The sequence below is a fragment of the Mycobacterium liflandii genome (assembly GCF_022354805.1).
Lineage (GTDB): Bacteria > Actinomycetota > Actinomycetes > Mycobacteriales > Mycobacteriaceae > Mycobacterium > Mycobacterium marinum.
On sequence record NZ_CP023138.1, the window covers coordinates 3561891 to 3582133 of the forward strand.

Here is a 20243-nt window from a genome sequence, read left to right on the forward strand (position 1 = left end):
GCTCGGGCGGCGGGTAGCCGGGTGTCGCGCGGGGGTGAGCGGAATTCGGGCCTGCGGGGCTTTCTGCAGGCTCTCACCCAGCGTCGAGTCGCGATCGCCGAAGGCCTGCGCAGCCGATTGTGGCCAACGCCGGCACTGGGCGTAGTGATGGCGATCGCGGTTGGGCTGGCGCTACCCGAAGTCGACAGCGCCGTCGATCCGCACATGCCGCCCGCGCTGACCAGCTACATATTCGGTGGTGGCGCCGATGCGGCGCGGGAACTGCTGAGCGCGATCGCGACCTCGTTGGTGACGGTGACGTCGTTGACGTTCTCGTTGACCCTGATCACCCTGCAGCTGGCCAGCAGTCAGTACACGCCCAGACTGCTCCGCACCTTCGCCGCCGATCATTTCGTTCAGCGCACGCTGGCGGTGTTCCTCGCCACGTTCGCCTATGCGCTGACGGTCCTGCGCAGCGTCCGCAACAAGCGCGGTGAAGGCGCCGAGTTCGTTCCCCAGATCGCGGTAACGCTGTCCTATCTGTTGGCCATGGTGAGTGTGCTGGCCCTGGTCTTGTTTCTGGGCCATCTGGTGCGTCAGATCCGGATCGAGATGATGCTCGGCCACGTCTCGGCTGAGGCGACCGCGACCGCCCACCGCGTGCTGGATCCGCTCGATGACGACGAGCCCGACGACCGCATTCCATCACCTCCGACGGCGCATTCGATGATCGTGACCCAAGCGTCGGGTTTCCTGGTGGAAGTCGATGAGCGCGCCGTCCTGGCCGCAGCGGTGGACGCCGACGCCGTCGTCTGGCTCGACCGTCAAGTCGGATCTTCGCTGATCGCGGGCGTGCCGGCCGCATTCTGCTGGTCGGCGGATCCGTCGTGTCCGCTTGATGCGGAAAGACTGGCGTCGCTGCGCAAACGCGTCTGCGCTGCGATGTGCACCGGTATGGAGCGCACCAGCACCCAAGACATCAGCTACGGGCTGCGACAGCTCACCGATGTCGTGATCCGGGCACTTTCCCCGGGCATCAACGACCCGACCACCGCGGTGCACGGCTTGAGTTCTTGTGCGGCCGTTTTGTGTGACCTCGTCAACTACCGGCTGGGCTATCGGGTGCTGCGCGACGACGACGGGGCGCCCCGGGTAGTCGTCGCCGCGCCGGACCTGGCCGCGCTACTTGATGTCGTGTGCACGCAGGTGCAGCAGTATGGCTCCAGAGATCCGGTGGTGCTGGCCAGACTGCTGTCGCTGCTTCGCGAACTAGCCTGGACGGCGCGGCTGCCGGTGCATCGACGTGCCGTCGCCGGCCGGCTCGTCCGCGTTCAGCAGGCCATCGCCGAACAGGGCTTCGATGCCAGCGTGAGCGCTCAGCTCGATGCACTCGCCGGCGAAGTTCGTGCGGCGATGGATCGGCGGTGGTCACCGGCGATCGGTACCTCGACATGACCGATCTCACCGTGAGCGTCACCGACGGCATCGCGATATTGACCCTGAACCGTCCGCAGCGCCGCAACGCCTACACCGCCGAGATGGGACTGTCGCTCAGCTCGGCCTACCGGCAGTGCGATGACGATGATGCGGTGCGCGCGATCGTGGTCACCGGAGCCGGTGATGCGTTTTGCGCCGGCGCCGATTTCTCCGGGGACACAAATCCTTTTGACGCGCCCGACGGTGGCGGCGGGTTTACCGCAGCACCGATAGATCCCGCGGCATTCGAGTTGCGCACGCCCGTCATCGCCGCAGTCAACGGCCACGCCATCGGGATCGGTCTGACCATCGCCTTGCAAGCCGACATCCGGATCATGGCGGAGTTCGCCAAATACGCGGTCGTGCAGGTCCGTCGCGGAGTCATTGCCGACTGCATGTCGCATTGGACCCTGCCGCATCTGGTGGGCAGTGCGGCGGCAGCGGACATCCTGTTGACCGGGCGCACGTTCGACGGCGCGGAGGCATTGGCCATGGGAATCGCCACCCGAACACTGCCGGGTCCGCACGTGCTCGGACACGCAATGGCGGTGGCGCGCGACATCGCGGCCAACACCGCACCGATGTCGGTCGCGCTGAGCAAGCGGCTGCTGTGGGACACCCTGATCAACGGCTACACACCGCGTCAGGTCGCCGAGCTGGAGACACAACTGCATCGGCGGGTCATGGGCAGTGCCGATGCACGCGAGGGAGTCGAGGCGTTCCTGCAGCACCGCGCCCCACGTTGGAGCGCGTCGGTGTCGTCGGCGTGGAAACCGTTGCCCGCACCCGATCATCGGGAGCAACCGTGACAACCGCGGCTACCCCGTGCCGACAGATGTCGGTGAAGGGCGGCAGCTTGGACGGCTAGGCGGGAGTGATCGCCGTCGCTAATTCTTGTGGCACAGAGGTCAATAGCGTGCTAACGATGCCGCCAACGGTGGGACCCGAGACAACCTCCTGAAAATACGGCAGGAACCAGGTCACGGTCGCTGTGGTGGCATGTGGAGCAACGAGAATCCCGTCGAACGGGACATCGAGGACCACGAATCCCAGACCGATCGGCAGCAACAACGGCAGCGTCACCCCACCATTGAGGAAGCCGTTGGCCAAGACAGCAGGAGCATCGACGAGGGCGCCCAATGCCCCCGCAATGTCCCCGCTCTGCACCGCGGTGGTGAAGGCGTTCAAGCTAATTCCGAACCCCTGCAGTGTGCTGAGCGCGGGACCTGCTGCCACGAACGCCACCGCGGGTGCCACGTCGGTGAGTGCTGTGCCACCGAGATTGATGAGGTTTTGCTGGATCTGTCCCCCAATGGCCGAGATCGGGGATAGGTCAGCCAACGCCCGATTCAGCGCCGACGGGTCATACAGCACGGCACCGAGGTCCTGGGCTGCGTTCTGCAGCGACGTGGCGATCGTTTGCCCGTAACCAAGCTGGTTGGCGAGGATCTGACTCAAGAAGGGCGCCGGATTGGCGGCCCACGTGCTGCCCAGGCTTTGCAGGTTGGCGGCCGTGTTCTCGATCAGTTCCTGGTACGGGGCGGCAATGTCCACCGTCGCCTGTGCCGCCGGTGCCGCGGTGGAGCCGAGCAGCGACAGCGACGCGAGCGAGGCAGGCAACGATGCGGAAACGGATTCCACGCTGGCCGCGACGTGCCCGGGAAGGAGCGTGGCCGCGCTGGCGACCCGGGTGGCCGAGGCGGCAACCACGGACTCGGCCGCAGTGACCCGGCCAAGTGTGGCGTTCGCGCCGCTACGCACCGCAGTCGCTACGGCATCGACGGTTCGCAGGCCTGCGGTCCCGATGACGCCAGTGCCGGGGCCAGCGGTTGCGGAACCATCGGTGGGGATCAACGGGTGCCCGAGCAATGCTCGAGCGGGCGCGTTCACCGTCTTGATCAGATTCTGCTCGGCGTTGGCGACTTCGGCGCTTAGGTATGCGGCCCCGCTGCCTTTCAACACGCTCACGAACTCGTCATGAAATGCTGCCGCCCGGGCGCTGAGGGTTTGGTACCCTGAGCGTAGGAGCCGAATAGCGTTGCAATGGCGGTGGATACCTCATCGGAGGCTGCGGCTGCTATCCCCGTCGTGGGGACCGCGGCCGCCGCGTTCGCCACCCCCAGCGTCGAACAAACATCCACCAGATTTTCCGCGGACGTGGCCACCATGTCCGGCAGCACGGTGAGAAATGACATGTCTACCTCCTGCCCGGTCATCATCGACCCATTGGCATGGCAGAAACGATCGCAGCACCTTGCCAGCTCCACTAGGGACTTTCGTCGTTACCTGGTCGGGGCCCGCGCTCACATTCGCAGCTGTCCGGTTTCGGCCGGCTTGCGGTCACTCACCTACCAGGTGCCGGTCGACGGGATTGATGCGATTGACGACCAGGGGGTCAGTCCGGGTGAACGGGAAGTCCGGCAGGTCGTCGATGTGGGTGTTGAAGGTGGCGGCCAGCACCTCGCGCGAGTAGGCGCTCACCGAAGCGCGGTAGCCGATGTCGCCGGGTGTGGGTTGGTCGAAAAAGATGGTGAAGTGCCACTCGTCGCAGTCGATCACCTCGATGTGGTGCGGATAGGCGCGCGGGATGAAGTAGACGTCTCCCGCGTTCAGGTGCCAAGTGTCCAGGGTGCCATCGGGGTCCATGACTGTCATCCGGGCCGAACCCTGTTGTACATAACCCATTTCGGCCGTGACGGGGTGCCAATGCGGTTCGCGCATGCCATCCTCCTTGATCCGCAGTGAGTACATCGACAAGTCCTTCAACGCCGGCCAGTACTGCACCCGCGCGAGGCGCGCCGAACCGACCGCGACGCTGATGGGCGGTTGCTGAGCCTCCACCGCAAACTTGTGCGGGTCGTTGTACCAGGCAGTGCCGGGGGCCACCGCAGGGCCGGATCGGGCCGCCAGCGCTCGGTCGGAGGCGCGACGACGGATCGTGCCGAACGCGGCGGCGTCCAGGTCGTAGGTGTTGCCCAGCACGGCATCGGTCATCGCGCCAAACGCAGCGCCCAAGCCGAAGTCTTCGGGGCGTTCGTGGCGGAAGGCGATGATGAACTCGGCGACGTCCTCGCCGATGTTCTCGATGTGGTGCAGCGACCCCGAGTCGATGTGGAACATCTCGCCGGCGCTGACGGTGAATGACGAGAACTGGCTTCCGCTGTCGAGCACTGACACCAGTGAGGTTCCGGACACGCAGTAGGTCAGCTCGTTGGCGTTGGCATGCCAGTGGGGGGTACGCATCGCGCCCGGGTTGATCAGCACTCGCTTGATCGACATGCCTCGCAGGATCGGGAAGGTGTCAGCGGTGACTCGGCGGATCGAACCCAGGTCGCTTTCCTCAACGATTTCGCCATCCCACAGGGAGATGGCGTGGGTGGTGAGGCGGTCGGACGTCGTGGTCATTGAAGGTTCCTCTCCGGTAGCGGCAACCGGCTTGGGTCGATGCCTTTGCCATACCTCGGATCGTCGCAGCGCCGGCGAGTGACCGTCCAAGACTGATCTCGAATGGTTCAACAATCGGCGCCTATCAATGCGAAACGGGGCCTTGATCGCAGGCCCAGGCCTGTCGGGTAGTTCGTATCGGTGGCATCGTGGAGATCACCCTGGTGGGGAGGATTCTGATACTTGAGTGGCACTGCACAATTCGGGGTAAGGCGGCGTTCGTAGCGGCAGTCGTAATCGGGCAAACGGAGGCAGCAATGACCGAGACGCACAAGGTCGACTTCAGCGATGTGCGGTGGGGGTCGGTGGAGTGGACAAATCTCTGCACGCTGTACTTGCGGGCATGCGAGAGCCGCTCGCCGGCGCCAATTCTGGGCGACACGGCGGCAGCGGAGGCGGTGCAGCGCATCGAATACGACTGGGGCCGCATGGACCGCACCATGTGGCCCGCAACCAGCCAATACATGGTCACCATGCGGGCCAAGCAGTTCGATGACTGGTGCACGGACTTCCTGGGGCGCCATCGCAACGCCGTGGTTCTGCACCTGGGGTGCGGCATGGATACCCGAGCCTTCCGGCTGCACCCGCCACAGAGCGCGCAATGGTACGACGTCGATCAACCGGATGTGATCGCGTTGCGGCGCAAGCTCTACGACGACTGCGCCGGCTACCGGATGATCGGGTCGTCGGTGACCGATGAGGCGTGGCTGGACGAGATACCCACCGATCGCCCAACGCTGCTGGTCGCAGAGGGCCTGCTCATGTATCTCACCGAGCCGGAGGTCCGGATGTTGCTGCAGCGTGTGACGGATCGGTTTGGTGCCGGGGAGCTTGCCTTTGACACAACGTCGCCGTTGGGGCCGCGGCTGTCCAAGGCCTTTACCAAGGGCATCACCAAGTGGGGTATCAGTGACGTGCGGGACCTCCAGCAATGGAACCCGCGGCTGCGCTTCCTCGAGCAGACCCATGTTGGGGCGCTTTGTGCACGCATACCCTCGGCGCCGATACGACTGCTATGGCGGCTGGTCTATGCCACACCGGTGCGAAACTTCGACGTGCTCAACCGGTTTGCGTTCTAGTTCAGGCCACAACTCGGGGCCTCGCTCGGCCCCCGTCTAGTTAGGTGCCGTCGCTAGCCGCTCGTTGGATGCCTGCCAATGCCAAACAGTATGTATGGCATTGGAAAACTATTCGGTGCAAACGGTGTGATTGAACGGGAAATGTTGCCTAGCAATGCATTTCGTCAGTTCGGAGAGGGCGATTTCGGTGCAGGGCGGCAGGCGTTGCGCAGGCGGGGCTAGCTGGCCGTGAATTGGCCCAGCTCGTAGATGCCGAGGGCTTTCTCGACATCGGCGACCTGGTCGACCACCCCTTGAAAACCGGCCTGGCCGAACTGCCGGTGCTCCTCGTCTTCGAACACCTCGGCCAGGTCGCGGAACTCTCCGGCCGGCATCACGTCCCGCAACGCCGGAAAGATGACGGTGTCTTCGCGTGCCTCGTGCGGCTCGTACATTCGGATGAACGCCGTCATATCCCGGACCAGGGCGTCTCGCCCTGGCTGGCCGGGCGCGCTACCCGCTGCGGCGGTAGCGGCGAGAATCCGGTCGGTGACTCCCCGGCCTCGTTGGTGCTGGGTGCGCAGTACGGAAGTGGTGTCGGTGAATTTTCCGGCCTGCTCCAGCATGGGAAAGACATATCGTTCTTCGAGGGCTTCGTCATAGTTCTCGACGAACGCTCGGATTATCTGAGCGCTGGCGTTGAGTTCTTGTGTGGGAGCCGGATCGCCAACTTGCAGGCGGTGGATCCCTTCTCGGTAGATCAGCAAGATTCGTTTGAGGACCCCGTGCTCGCGCATCAGGTCTTCGGGAGCGGTGACGGTCACCTGCTCGGATGAGGATGCGCCCGCGTCGGCTGGCTTGCGCGGTGAACCGGTGCAAGCCGACAGGGCGATCGCACCGGTTACGGGCATCGCGATTCCGAAGAGGCGACGGCGGCTCAGGGGCCGGTGTGGCTCATCGATCACGATCGCACCTCTCGTGACCAGCCGCCTCAGCGGGAGGAGGCGGCCAGGTCCAATAGTTCGTCTACCGACCACTGATCGTCGGCGTGGTTTCCATATTTGGTGGCCAGCACCCGGCCGTCTGAACCGATGAGGAAGTCGGCCGGAAGTCCCAAGTGTCCCTCACCGATCCCCGCGGCGCCGCGCCACGATTGGCCCTTCATTCCCCGGCTCGCGGCCATCCAGGCCCGTGGGCTTAGCACGGCTTTCGGCGAGGACTCGACACCGAACTCGCGGTAGAGCTCTTTGGCGGGGTCGGCGATCGTCGCGAAGGGCAGTTCCGCCTGATACTCACGCATCGCCGAAGCGCTGGAGTGAAACACCGCGACCTCTCGGATTCCGGCGGCGACGATCTCATCGTGTCGTCCGCTGATCGACCGGAGATGAAGGTTGCAGATCGGGCAGCCGGCGAAGCGGCGGAACTGTAGATGTACCAGGTGATCCGGGTCGGGCACTGGCACCGTCTGGTCATGGATGCCGCTGAGTTGATGCGCGGCGAGAACGTCACCGACTTCGATTCTTCGCATGCAACCAGCCAACCACGAGCTTCCGACACCGGGTACCCAGTGCGCTGCATGATTCAGCCATCCGGCCCGGACGGCGTCAGGTCGTTCGATGAGCTGTTGCGGCCGGCGCCGGGCCGGGTGTCTTCTGGTGGCGACTGCCGGCCATGGGGTGCAGCGTCGGGTTCGGGCGTGCGCTCGAGCGACGACGTTTGGCTCAGTGCGGTCAGCGCCGACCATTTCGGCAAGAAAGCCAACGGTATGAAGGCCAACACCGCCAGGACGACTGCCACCACAAACACCACGCTGTACGCGCGCGAAAGTTCGTGCAACACGGGCTGGTCAAGGGGGACGCCGGGTCGGTGCTCACGCAAGATCTCGGCCTTGCTGGCACCGGAGGCATTTTCGCCATTGTTGAGCTGGCTGGTCAGGATCACCGACATTAGCGCGGTGCCTACCGCGGCTGCCATCTGCTGATTGACTTTGATCAGCGTTGAACCCCTCGCGATCTGGTTGGGGGCCAGGCTCTGCATTGCCACCGCGACAAGCGGCATCCTGGTGCAGCCCATGCCCATGCCCATGCCCAGGATCGTCAGACCGATCAACAGCATCGGAAGGTAGTCGCGCTGGGTGGCGACCCCGAAGGCGAAGACGCCCATACCGGTGGCAATCAGCGTGACGCCGATGACGAGTACCCCGCGAGCACCGCGTCTGTCCACCAACGCTCCCGCCAACGGCACTGCCAGCGCGGCGCCGATTCCGCGGGGCAGCAAGCTCATCCCGGCTTGCAGCGGGGTGTGGTCGAGCAGCTGTTGGAAGTAGCTGGGAAAGAGCACCCCGGCGCCGAAAGTCGAGACGATGTAGAGAAACATCGCCACGTTGGCCAAGGTGAGCGCGCGGTTGGTGAGCAGGCGCAGATCGATGAGGGGCTTGTCCGCGCGGTAGAGGGCATGAAACACAAACCCGACTATCAAGGCGATACCGATTCCCGCCGGTACCCACACGTGGCGATCGGCCACGGTGCCATAGATGGGGATTTCCGACATCCCGTACAAAAACGCCGGCAGGCCCGGCGACAGCAGCAGCATCCCGACGACGTCGAAGGTTTCCGACGGTGCGGGCGTATCTCGAGGGAACACGACCGCGGCCAGACCCACCGCGACCACCCCGACCGGCAAGTTGACCCAGAAGATCCACTGCCAGCTATAGCTGTCGATGAGCCAGCCGCCCAAGGCGGGACCAAAAGCCGGAGCGAGCACACCCGGAATCCCCAGCACGGCCATCACACGGCCAACCCGTTTGGGGCCCGCCTCGCGGTTGACGATGGTCAGGGCCAGCGGCGCCAGCATGCCGCCACCGAGACCCTGCACCACTCGAGAAGCGATCAGCAGGGCGATGTTTGGCGCAATCGCGCACAGAAGTGAGCTCAGGGTGAACACCAATATCGAACCCATGAACATTCGTTTGGTACCGAATCGGTCGGCCGCCCAGCCTGCCAGGGGGACCACAGCAGCCAACGCAAGCGTGTAGCCGGTGATCGTCCAGGCAACGACGGCCTGGGTCGAACCGAAGGTGTCGACGAATGTGCGCTGTGCGACGGTGACGACGCTGGTGTCCACCATGGTCATGATCGAGCCCAGAACGCACACGCCGGCAATCCGCCACAGTCCGGCGTCCAGCCGGTCCGGATAGCTGTGTTGGTCTCGGTTGTCCGGATGAGTGTCCGGTAATCTCGGTCGGCGCGGGGTGCCCGCGCGGCGCATCACCATAGGATCCGGAACCCTTGGGCCACGCCGGAAGTTGGGGTCGGGGACGCGTCCGCCGCTGGAGCTAGAGCCGGCCGTTGGCGCCGACTGGGGGTGATGGAATTTGTCACGGGGAGCGCGACGCCCCAACTTGGCGTTCCGCGCGGTCCACACCGCTGTCCTTCACGCGGACCGCAGGAGTGAGCTCTTCGATGGCGCGCAGAGCCGTCGACGTCCTTTCGTCCCAGTCGCCATTGACCACCACGAACGGGCGTCTGGCCGTCTTCAGGGCGTGTTGGCAGCGCGCGAAGAACTCGCCGCGATCGCCGGGCCGGCCACCCCTCTGGTCTGCGTTGCAGGGCAGATCGGGTTTGGTGAGCAGCGTGAGATCGTAAGGACGCCGGGCACAACAGTCGAGTTCGCGCGGGCTGTGCCCAAGCAGGAACTCGGCCCATACGGTGGTCGCGAGGGGACCGGTGTCGCAAATCAGGATGCGATCGGCATTGCGGGCCAGCGCCTCTTCCGACGCGATTTGTCCGCGAACGATCTCGGTCCAATCCTCTAGCGAGTCGGGATTGAGCCCCCGCGGTGTCCTTGCCCACTCCGGCACCCACGTCGTTCCGAGCTTTTCGGCGAGGGCTCGTGCGAGGGTGGTCTTACCGGTGGATGCGGGGCCGATGATGCTGATGCGCTTCGCGAAGGCAGGCCGCACGCACCGTGGGATGTAGCGCCAGTAGGCAAGCGGGTCCGCTCTGATGCGCGTTCCGCTCACCGGAACGATGTTGCGGGCTTGATCGACCGCCACGAAACGCGCTCCGAGAACCTTGGCGAGGTCCTCGCCGTAAGGCTCGGAAGCAAAGACGAAGTCGGGGCGCCGGGGGAGTACCCGCTCGAGGCGCTGCTTCCAGATGTCCCAGTACGACGGATGCTCCGGCGGATGCTGTGGGTTTTCCACGGCAACGGTAACCACGTGGTCGAAGGGAAACAGCTCACGCATCCAGGCAAATCGTTGGGTACCCGAAATCGGGTCTTCGTCCTGTACCGAGATCACGATGGTCAGATCATCCACCCATCGGCTTGCGAACTCGCCGAGATAGACGTGTCCGGCATGGGGTGGCAGGAACCTCCCGAGCACCATGCCGTGAGTCACGAGGGTGCTCCCGCGGTGACGGGGCTTCCGGGCCTACCGCTGGGCCGATCGGATCCAACCGTCGGCGCCTCCCCGACGGTGCGCCCGAGCAACTGCCGTGTGACGCCTCTCATCCGCGGGTAGCCGCCGAAGATCTGCGTCATCGCCGCACTATCTCGTCGCCCAGCGCCTGCGCGCAGTCTCGCGTAGCCCGTAGGACACCACCGTGGGGTAGAACATGATGGTCACCAGGATAAACGCCGATCTCTGACGGTGCGGCAAGTTTCTGCGCAGCATTCAAAAGATTGGGCGGGCGTCGAAAACGGGGGACCACTCAGTTTGCTGGCGGTGCCACCGGCGGTGGGTGGTTCACGCCCAACCCCGCTGGCGTCCTGGTGCGTCAGGCAGGGGGGATTTGTTGGCGGCCTGTCGGTTCACGGGAACACCAGCTTCATGATCTGCGGCAGCGCTTGGCGAGCAGCCATCCGTCCCGCCTCACGGGCGCGGTCGATCTGGTGGAACTCGAGAAACCCAATGCCGCTGGGATTGGGCTGAATCACCACGTCGGCGTGCGCTAGTACCTCGGAGGAGGTCATAGCGCTGCCAATCGTCAACGCGCGCAACAGGGTATCGGTGATCCCTGGCACCTGTAGCCGCTTACCATGCCGACTGTCTGGAGCGCTGTCCCGATTGCCGCCGGCCACGTTCACCGCAATCACCGGGCCTTCCGGCCCGGCGAGCGCGGTCACGGGCACGTTGTCGAGGATGCCGCCGTCGACGTGCAGGGACCCCGCATGGGCCATCGGCGGGTACATCACCGGCAGCCGCATCGAGCAGCTGATCACGTCGGTGAGTAGACCGCTGCGGTGCACGACCGACTGGCGGGCCAGTAGATCGACACTGACGCAGCGGAATTGCTTCGGCAACTCCTCGACCAGCCGGTCCCCGAAGGCACTGCGCAGGGCGACCTCGGTGCGCTTCCCCCGCAGGAATCCCTTACTCGGGAGGGTGAAGTCGCTGTGGTTCTTGCGCACGAAGTACTCGTAGATGTAGGCGTCCACTCCGGCCGCGTCCACGCCGTCGGCGGCCAGCGCCGCCATGAGCGCGCCCATACTGGTGCCGGCGTAGCGGTCGACGGTGATCCCGGCCGCCTCCAGCTCCTCCAACACGCCTAGGTGGGCACACGCCAACGCACCGCCGCCGCCAAGGACCAGCCCGAACGAACGGCCGGCGATGCGCGCGGCCAGAGGGCGCAGGTCGTCGGCAATCGTTGCGGGGTGAACCGTATGCACCGACCGCGGGGTGATCAACTCCTCCCACTCCCGCCGGTACACGGGAGCCGCCGAGGGGCCGGTGAGGACCAGGTCGACGCCCGGTGCTTTGGCCGTTAGTCGCCGAGGAGGCGCCAAGAAGTCCCGGGCCACCAGCACCACCCGATCGGCGACGCGCACGCAGAAGTCCAGCCACGGTCCGTCACCGACCGTCGCCTGCAACACCACCCGGTCGGCGGACCGCTCGGCACGCTCCAGCCCGTCGGCGTTGACCCGGCCGGGGGCCACCGCCCGCAGCCGCTGGGACAGGGCAGCGCACAGTTCGGTGGCCACCACCGTCGCGGGCGCGCCGGCGTCGACACCGATGACCGCGACGACGACCTCGCGTGCCGGCGGCCGGCTAGCCGTGCGCGATGTCGGCACCTGACGATTGGCCAGTACCGAGGCCAACACACCGAGCAGCCGCGCGTCGGCGATCTTGGCGAATTCGGACTTGGGCACGCGCAGCAGGGACGAGTCGCGCACCGCCAGGACCGACGCGCTGCGGGGCGCGTCGCGCAGCACCCCGACTTCGCCCACCAGCTGGCCGCGACCCAGTTCGGCCACCAAGCCGTGTTCGTCGATCACCTGCAGGCGCCCGCTGCGCACCACGTAGAGCGAGTCCGATACGTCGCCGGCCCGGAACAGGTACGAACCCGCTTGCAGCTCAACGTGTTCGGCGTGGCGATGCAGGTCGGGCACGGCCTGCAGCACGTCGATATCGGGGGAAGTCGACACAACCGGGGCCACGCTCGGCTGCGGTAGGGGCGCCTGCGCCGGCGGTACGGATTCGGGCGTGACGGCCTCTGCGGGGGCAGGGCGGATGCGGCCCAGCCAAACCGCGCCGAGCGCGACGGCGACGAAGCAGATCGCCGCCATCGTCCAGCCGCGGCGCAGAGACTCTTCAGCCGCACCAGGCGCCGGTGTACCCACCAGAATCACCAGCAGCGCGACGCCGATTACGGCCCCGACCTGGCGGATGGTTCCGGTCACCGCCGAAGCGGTGGCATAGCTGCTGCCCGAGGCCAGCCCGGCCAGGGCGGCGCTGCCCAACAGCGGGAACGCGGCGCCCACACCGATGCCCTGCAATATCTGGCCGGGAAGCCATTCGCCGAGGAAGTTGGGGGTGGTCCCGACGCAGGTCAGGTACCACAGCAGGCTGCCGGCCCAGATCAGCGCGCCGACGCCGATGATGACGCGGTAGCCGTGCCGGTCGGCAACCCGGCCCAGCAGCCCCGCGGTGACGGCCGCGATGATCGCGGCCGGACACACCGCCAGGCCGGCCTGTAGCAGCGTGTAACCCCACACGTAACTCAGGAACAGGACATGGGTAAGCAGATAGGCGTAGAAGCCGGCGCTCGCGATGGCGGTGAGTGCGCTGCCGGCCACGAACGAGCGGATGCGCAACAGCGCCGGCTCCACCAGCGGCGTCGGGTGGTTTCGCGAGCTCATGACAAATCCGATCATCGCCAGCGCCGCGGCCACCAAGGACCCGATTGCGGGCAGGCTGGACCAGCCCCAGTCCGGGCCCTTGATCAAGCCCAGGGTCAGCAGTCCCAGCGCAGTGGCCAGCATCGCCGCGCCTCGAACGTCGGGCACCCGTCGACGCCCGCAAGCCCGGCTCTCCACCAGCGCCCGGCGCGCGGCCAGCACTGCCACGATGCCCAGCGGCAGATTCACCAAGAAGACCCAGCGCCAGTTCAGCGCCTCGACGAGCGCGCCCCCAATGGGTGGGCCGAGACCGGCCGCGATCGCCCCGGCGGCACCCCACAGGTTCACCCCGTGGGCTCGCCGCTCGGCGGGAAAGCTCTCCACGACGAGGCCGAGTGACGCCGGAACCAGCACCGCCGCGCCGATGCCCTGCAGCACCCGGAATGCAACCAGCTGCTCGACGCTGTCGGCGGCCGCACAGAGCCCGGACGCGATGGTGAACAACACGACGCCGTAGACGAAGAGCCGCTTGCGCCCCAGCAAGTCAGCGAGCTTGCCCGCGGCCACCAGGAATGCGGCGAAGACGATGTTGTAGGCGTTGAGTACCCACGATAAATCGCTGATGCCGCTGTGGAAGTACCGCTGGATATCGGGGAACGCGACGTTGACGATTGTGGAGTCGAGAAACGCCAGGAAGGCGCCGAAGGCCGCTACCAGCAACACCGTGGCCGGGGAAGGCTGGCGTCGCCGGCCAAGCCGGAAATGAGGGCCGCCAAGGCGCCCGGGTCTATCGGGCTCCGCGTCACCGACGGGGGGCGCTTTCCGGGTGGGGGACAGGGGTTGGACAGCCATGGGGGACTCCGTTCTCTGATGGGCAGGCTGCGCCGGGTGGATCGCAGGGTGATTCGGGAGGGCGGCGACGGTTCCAAAACCATCGATCCACCCGTCGCAGAACCGCGAATGGGACGGGATCGTTGAAGTCGATCCGTAATTCGGGTGCGGCGTCGGCAGCGCCGACACCGAGGATGTTGTGGGCCGCCAAATAGCCTGAGCTTGCGGCCTTCTCCATGGTGGGGACCAGAAAAGTCAACTCCGGTGAATAGCTGGCCTCGCCGGCCAGAAAGAGGTTGCCTACCTCGGTGCGAATGCGTGGCGATCGGTCGCGCGCACCGGGCAGCAAAATGGTGAGCGGTGACAGATTGACCATGCGCTGTCCGCGGGCCGGCGCGCTGGCCAGATGCGGAGGCAAATCACTGGCCAGGCTTTGATAGTCGTTCTCGCTCAGGTGTTTCAGCTCATCATCAATGTGCCAACCCGCTATGTGCGAGCGATCAAGGCCGCATTGGGCCAGACATTCGGTCGCGATTTCATCCGGCGTGCACTCGCTTGCCGGCCGACCGAAAACCGGGCCAGGCGTGTCGACGTCACTCCAGGTGATCGACAGAACGTATTTGGTGCCCGCGGGCAGCGCGACATCTGCCCAAAACCCTTCGCCCTGCAGAACCGAAACCAGCGCCCACTCGCTTTCGAAGTGCGTACCGACGACTCCCGGTCGCACATGCGCAGGCCATGTTGGGGGAATGTCGCGCAAGAAGACCTGCAATCCGTTCGATGACTCGAGCGCGATCGCGTGCTGCTGGGTGAGGTGAGGGAGATGTCGGCTGACACAATCTCGTTCGGCTAGCCGGCGCAGCGTGAGATAGGGCAGGGCAAGAACGGCGAAGTCGCAGCCAAACCGACGCCCATCAGCCGACACCAACGCGGTGACGCGGCCGTCTCGAAACTCGAGATCGTCTATGCGCGTGTCGAACTTAAGGTCGACACCGAGGGTCTGCAGGTGCCGAATCCAGGGATCGACCATGCGCTCGCTGGTCGGGCCGTTCATCATCATGATTGACGGCGCGGTAATGCCGTTGAGGGCCGCCGGTCGGCTGGTGAAGTGGAACAGGCCCTTGAGGATGATCGGTGCAATCGCGGCTGCCTCGGCATTAGGTCGCGCTGCGACGAAAATGCGTGGCAACGCTGAAAAGAACGCCTGCGCGCGAGGGGCCTTCTTGCCGAGTTGCAGATAATCCTCATACGCGACATCGGCCAGCTCCGCAGCCAGTCGCTCTGGGCACATCCAGAGCAGCCGCACGTGTGCATGCAGGTAGCGGATGGCATCGATGGGTGACACTCCCCTGGAGGCCATGCCGACGATGACCAGTGCGCTGCGCACCACCATCCGGCTGAATTGTGCAAGTGGCTCAAACACTCTGGCGAGCAACGCGAAGGTCGTCCGCCGGCGTCGCGCCGGAGCGGGGGCGGCGGCCCGACCGAAGGTGCGGTGACGGTATACGCGAACCGCATTGACCCCGACGAGATTGTCGAGAACGGTTTTGCCGCTTTCGGTGGGTATGCGCAAGAACAGCGTCAGCAGAGTTTGGTAGTAGTCCAGGTAGACCCGAAGACTGTGTTCGGTGGGGTGACCATCCGGGCGGCGCAGACTCTTTGCTTTCCCACCGGCTTCGGGTGCCGCCTCGCACACCGTGACCCGAACCCCGGCTTCTGCCAGGATCATCGCGGCAGCCATCCCGGCAATTCCTGCTCCGGCAATGACCACGTGCGGGATTGGCGATTTTTCGGGGTGACGCACGACAGAATTCCTTCAGGGCTGGTACTGGAAATTGCGGATGATCCGACGGTCCCATGCGCGCTGCCCGAAGGAATCGGTCGGAACGCGTAACTCGGTCGGTCGGGGGTCGTAGCTTTGCGAGCGCCGTCGTCCGTGCATACGTACTTCGACCGATATTTGGGCTATCGCCGTTGAGCTGCTGGTTAAGATGATGACGTTGCAGACCGGCCGTCATTGACTGGAGCGTGGACGAGTTGCTGCTGACGGACACGGTGACACTGCTATCGGCCGATATCGAGGATTCTGCGCGGCTGCGGCAGACACAACCCACCGAACTCAGTGCGGCGCTGGAACGGCTGGATCAGATCCTGACCGATGCCGTGTCGGCATACGGCGGTGTTCGAGCTGTCGAGCAGCCCCCCGGTGAGAGCCTGGTGGTCGCGTTCGGACGTGCGCAGGACGCGGTGGAGTGCGCGTTGCAGCTGCAGCAGGCGCCGCTGGCGCCCATTCGGTTGTGTATCGGAATACACACCGGTGAGGTGGCACAGCCGCGTGACGACGGCACCTACGTCGGCCCGACGATCGACCGCACGGCGCGGCTGCGGGACCTGGCGCGCGGCGGCCAGACGCTGCTGTCGGCCGCGACCAAGGACATTGTTATCAACCAGCTTCCGGAGCAGGCCTGGTTAACCGACCGCGGATTGGTGCCGCTGCGCGATCTCATTCACTTCGAACGCGTAGCGCAGCTGTGCCATCCCAACCTTCGCAACGAGTTCCCGCCGCTCTGTGTGACGAAAAGCCCTGCCGCGTCCGGTCTTCCGGTGCACCTGACAAGTTTTGTGGGCCGCGGCCGCGAGCTGGCCGAGGTCCACGGGCTGGTGGTGGAGAACCGACTGGTGACATTGATCGGGTCCGGTGGGGTGGGCAAGAGCCGACTAGCCGAACAGGTCGTTGCCCAACTGGCGGCGCAGTTCGTCGATGGTGTGCGCTACGTCGATCTGGGCTCGATCACCGATCCCGCCGTCGCGCCGATCACGATGGCTCGCGCGCTGGGCCTGCCGAACCAGCCCGGCCGCTCGGCGATGGACACGCTGCTGCACCACCTCGGTGATCGCCAGATGCTGCTGCTGGTCGACAACTGTGAGCATCTACTCGATGCCAGCGCCCCGCGTCTGGGCGCCATGCTGCGCGACTGCCCCGGCTTGAGGCTGCTGGTCACCAGCCGCGAGCCGATCAAGGTCGCCGGCGAGGTGACCTGGCGGGTGCCGCCGTTGGCCGTTGGCGACGCGATCGCATTGTTCACCGATCGCGCCCGCCTGGCCCAACCCGATTTCGCCCTCACCGATGACAACGCGGGGACCGTGAGCCAGATCTGCCGACGGCTGGATACCCAGCCGCTGGGCATCGAGCTGGCGGCGGCGCGGGTACGGACGCTGTCATTGGCCGAGATCTCTGCGGGCCTGGACGACAAGATTCGGCTGCTCACCGGCGGCGCGCGTACCGCCGTCCCGCGCCAGCAGACCCTGCGGGCATCACTCGAGTGGTCCCACGGTCTGCTCACCGATACCGAACGAGTGTTGTTTCGCCGCCTCGGTGTGTTCGTTGGCGGATTCGACCTGCAAGCGGCGCAAGCGGTGGCCGCCTTCGGCGACGTGCACCCCCGCGACGTGCTGGGCGATTTGTCGCAGCTGGTCGATAAATCGCTGGTGGTAGCCGACAGCTCGAACGGCAGAACGCGCTATCGGCGGTTCGAGGGGGTAGGCCAGCTGGCCTTGGAGAAGCTGCGTGAGGCCGGCGAGGCCGATATCGCGCGTGCGCGTCATTGTGACCATTACACGGCTGTGGTCGCCCCGTTGGATCTACCCGCGCGAGCCGACTATGATTTCCTGCTGGCGCGGGTCGAGGGCGAACTAGAGAATCTGCGCGCCGCGTCGGCGTGGTTGTTGGAGAGCTCCGATGGTGAATCGGCGCTGATGCTGGCGTCGCGGCTGCAGCCGCTGTGGTTGGTCCGGGGCCGGATCAGCGAGGGACGCAGCTGGTTTGATGCGGCCCTGGCCGGCGCGAGCGTGCTCGAGGTCAGCCCGACGGTGCGGGCCCGGGCGCTTGCCGACGCGGCCGTTCTGACGATGTTCGTCGACGTCGCAACAAGTCTGGAAAGCGCCGCCGCGGCGTTGGCGATCGCACGTGAGCTCGATGACCCGGCCTCGTTGGTCCGGGCACTGACCGCCTGCGGATTGACCGCGAGCTTCAGCCATCACACCGAAGCGGTGGGGCAGTATTTCGCCGAGGCGGCCAGCCTGGCTGAGGAATTGGACGATCAGTAGGGCCTGAGCCAGATTCTGAGCTGGCAGAGCAATGCGGCGGTGGTGGCCGGTGACGCGATTGCGGCACGGCGAATCGGTACCGAAGGACGCGATCTTGCCGATGCGATCGGGGACCGGTTCAATTCGTGGCTGTGTCGGCTCAGCTTGGGATACGCGCAACTCTGGCAGGGCGACTTGACCGGTGCCACCACGCAATTCGGTGCGCTGTCCGAAGCGGAAAACCTTGCTTCTTTGAGCTCTAAGGGGCTCGGCGACGCGCTGGCCTATCGCGGCGACGTCGACGCAGCCAGGACGGCGGCCGAGGCGGCGCTGGAGCGTGCCGCCGAGTCGAGCGAATATGCTCTGGGACTGGGCTATTCGACGGTGGCGCTGGCGGCGCTGGCCGGTGGTGACGTCGAAACGGCGCGCAACGCAAGCGACCTAGCCTGGCACAAGCTGAGTGTGCAGCCCTACGCGGCGATGTTCTGGCACAGCTTCCGGGCCGAGATCGCCCTTGCCTGTGGAAACGTGGCCGGGGCCAAGCGCTGCGCCGATGAGGCCGTCTCGGTGACGACGGGGTGGCACCGTGCGCTGGCGCTGACCACCCGCGCTCGGGTGGCGATGGCCGAGGGCGAGCCGGAACAAGCCGAACGTGCGGCTTACGAAGCGCTCACGTGCGCGGCTGACGTCGGGGGGCGCACCTGCCTGCCGGATATCCTCGAGTGCCTCGGCGCGCTCGCCGCCGATCAGGGCAGAGATCGCGAGGCGGCTCGCGTGTACGGCGCGGCCGAGGGCATCCGACAGCGCATCGGCGCGATGCGGTTCAAGATCTATGACGCCGGCTATCAGAAGTCGGTAGCCGCCTTGCACGCCACGATGAGCACTGACGAATTCGACACCGCCTGGGCCCACGGCGCCGCATTCTCCGCCGAGGAAGCGATCGACTACCTCCAACACCGCCGCGGCGAAAGAAAGCGGGCGACAAGCGGCTGGGCGGCCCTGACCCGAGCCGAACTCAACGTGGTACGTCTTGTGGGGCAAGGCCTTTCCAACAAGGAGATCGCCCAGCGGCTGTTTCTCTCGCCGCGCACGGTGCAGACGCACCTCACCCACGTCTACACCAAACTCGGCTTCAACTCCCGCGTCCAACTCGCTCAGCAAGCGGCGCAGCATTCCTAGGAATTGCGCTACCGGGCAGTGACATTCCGGCTTGTTTAGGCGCGATCTAGTGTGCGCGTGGGGCGTACATGATGACGCCCACTCCGGCCAGGCAGATGAGGGCGCCGACAATATCGGCGCGGTCGGGCCGGAAGCCGTCGAAGGCCATGCCCCACAGCAGTGAGCCGGCGACGAAGATGCCGCCGTAAGCGGCCAGGATCCGGCCGAAGTGGGCATCCGGCTGCAGGGTGGCCACGAATCCGTAGAGGCCCAGGGCGATGACTCCGGCGCCGATCCAGGCCAAGCCGCGTTGCTCACGTACCCCTTGCCAGACCAGCCAGGCGCCGCCGATTTCGGCGACCGCGGCGACAATGAACAGCAGTATTGAACGCACAACCATGGTGGCTGACCCTACGAGATCTAGCTGTGGGCGTCCGGTGACGTGGCCCCGGGCAATACGGCATCGATGGCACGGCCGAGCTGAGCGGTCACGAGGTCCAGCGGCGCGATGCTTTGTTGGGCGCGGCACATCGCGACGGTGCCCTCGACGGAGGCCACGATGAGAGTTGCGACCTGTTGTGCGTCTTGCTCCGCAGCGCCGGCGTCGCGCAGGGAATCGGCCAGCATTGACGTCCAGCGCTGGAACGCGGTGGTTGCAGCACTCCGGGGCGCGTGATGCTCCTCGGGGAGGTCCTCCACTGACACCGCCAGGACTGGGCATCCAGCATGAAAATTGCTGTCAATCACGATTTTTCGCCACATCGCCAGGAAGGCCGACAAACCGGCCTGTGGTCCTGCCGCCAGCTCTCGGGCGAGGACACCAACGGTGAGGTCGTCGGCCCACCGGACGGCTTCGGTCGCGAGGTCGTATTTGCCGCCGGGGAAGTAGTGATAGGTCGAGCCCAGGGGCGCTTGAGTGTGTTTGGCCAGTTCGCGAACGCTGGTCGCGTTGAGCCCACGACGGCTGATCATCTCTACGGCACCGGCGACCATGCGCTGTCTTCCGGAATCTTCGGCCACGACGGTACTCCTTGCTATGACGATCGTTATAGTCTAGCGTCGGCACCAGGTTATAACGGTCGTTATAGGAGT

The 20243-nt window shown here is 65.7% G+C and carries 13 protein-coding genes and 2 pseudogenes; 4 read left to right on the forward strand and 11 right to left on the reverse strand.

Going from position 1 to position 20243, the window contains the following annotated elements; all coding sequences use genetic code 11:
• Window positions 1-21 precede the first annotated feature (21 nt).
• Together CKW46_RS15990 and CKW46_RS15995 are read left to right on the forward strand one after the other, a co-directional pair.
• A complete protein-coding gene (locus tag CKW46_RS15990; RefSeq protein WP_482053353.1) occupies window positions 22-1434 on the forward strand; it encodes a DUF2254 domain-containing protein in 1413 nt (470 codons plus the stop codon).
• Window positions 1431-2264, forward strand: coding sequence for an enoyl-CoA hydratase-related protein (locus CKW46_RS15995; protein ID WP_036427291.1), 834 nt, complete (start codon window positions 1431-1433; stop codon window positions 2262-2264). The genes CKW46_RS15990 and CKW46_RS15995 overlap by 4 nt, the downstream gene beginning before the upstream one ends.
• 55 nt (window positions 2265-2319) lie before the next feature.
• On the opposite strand, the gene CKW46_RS16000 is transcribed toward CKW46_RS15995, so the two are convergent.
• From CKW46_RS16000 to CKW46_RS16010, 3 genes and pseudogenes are all read right to left on the reverse strand, one after another.
• Entirely contained in the window at window positions 2320-3423 is a 1104-nt protein-coding gene (locus CKW46_RS16000; protein WP_482053513.1) for a PE family protein, read from the reverse strand.
• A gap of 6 nt (window positions 3424-3429) precedes the next feature.
• Window positions 3430-3674 (reverse strand): annotated as a pseudogene (locus CKW46_RS16005) (PE family protein); the annotation flags it as partial.
• A gap of 121 nt (window positions 3675-3795) precedes the next feature.
• A complete protein-coding gene (locus tag CKW46_RS16010; RefSeq protein WP_015355748.1) occupies window positions 3796-4860 on the reverse strand; it encodes a cupin domain-containing protein in 1065 nt (354 codons plus the stop codon).
• 296 nt (window positions 4861-5156) lie between these two features.
• On the opposite strand from CKW46_RS16010, the gene CKW46_RS16015 reads away from it, so the two are divergent.
• Window positions 5157-5978: a class I SAM-dependent methyltransferase gene (locus tag CKW46_RS16015; RefSeq protein ID WP_012394665.1), complete on the forward strand. Its 822-nt coding sequence runs from the start codon at window positions 5157-5159 to the stop codon at window positions 5976-5978.
• 218 nt (window positions 5979-6196) lie between these two features.
• Here CKW46_RS16015 and CKW46_RS16020 read toward each other — a convergent pair whose 3' ends face one another.
• The 6 genes from CKW46_RS16020 to CKW46_RS16045 all read right to left on the reverse strand — a co-directional run bounded on the left by CKW46_RS16020 (window position 6197) and on the right by CKW46_RS16045 (window position 15648).
• Window positions 6197-6922: a hemerythrin domain-containing protein gene (locus CKW46_RS16020; protein ID WP_117435550.1), complete on the reverse strand. Its 726-nt coding sequence runs from the start codon at window positions 6920-6922 to the stop codon at window positions 6197-6199.
• Window positions 6923-6948: 26 nt separating this feature from the next.
• Complete coding sequence (locus CKW46_RS16025; RefSeq protein ID WP_015355750.1) at window positions 6949-7485, reverse strand: peroxiredoxin-like family protein; 537 nt, start codon at window positions 7483-7485, stop codon at window positions 6949-6951.
• Window positions 7486-7538: 53 nt separating this feature from the next.
• Window positions 7539-9224 (reverse strand): DHA2 family efflux MFS transporter permease subunit, encoded by a 1686-nt coding sequence (locus CKW46_RS16030; protein WP_252872290.1) that lies wholly within the window; start codon window positions 9222-9224, stop codon window positions 7539-7541.
• 109 nt (window positions 9225-9333) lie between these two features.
• Window positions 9334-10356: an AAA family ATPase gene (locus tag CKW46_RS16035; protein WP_117435551.1), complete on the reverse strand. Its 1023-nt coding sequence runs from the start codon at window positions 10354-10356 to the stop codon at window positions 9334-9336.
• 413 nt (window positions 10357-10769) lie between these two features.
• The gene (locus CKW46_RS16040; protein WP_482053354.1) at window positions 10770-13928 is read right to left on the reverse strand and encodes an MFS transporter; all 3159 of its coding nucleotides are present in this window, start codon (window positions 13926-13928) and stop codon (window positions 10770-10772) included.
• The gene (locus CKW46_RS16045) at window positions 13879-15648 is read right to left on the reverse strand and encodes a hydroxysqualene dehydroxylase (RefSeq protein WP_252872293.1); all 1770 of its coding nucleotides are present in this window, start codon (window positions 15646-15648) and stop codon (window positions 13879-13881) included. Before CKW46_RS16045 ends, CKW46_RS16040 begins: the two co-directional genes overlap by 50 nt.
• A 287-nt stretch (window positions 15649-15935) precedes the next feature.
• Here CKW46_RS16045 and CKW46_RS16050 point away from each other — a divergent pair.
• Window positions 15936-19172: pseudogene (locus CKW46_RS16050) on the forward strand (LuxR C-terminal-related transcriptional regulator).
• A gap of 46 nt (window positions 19173-19218) precedes the next feature.
• Here the strand turns inward: CKW46_RS16050 and CKW46_RS16055 are convergent.
• Window positions 19219-19551, reverse strand: a complete 333-nt coding sequence (locus CKW46_RS16055) for a YnfA family protein (protein ID WP_015355754.1) — start codon at window positions 19549-19551, stop codon at window positions 19219-19221.
• A gap of 20 nt (window positions 19552-19571) precedes the next feature.
• The gene (locus CKW46_RS16060; RefSeq protein WP_015355755.1) at window positions 19572-20171 is read right to left on the reverse strand and encodes a TetR/AcrR family transcriptional regulator; all 600 of its coding nucleotides are present in this window, start codon (window positions 20169-20171) and stop codon (window positions 19572-19574) included.
• Window positions 20172-20243: the final 72 nt, after the last annotated feature.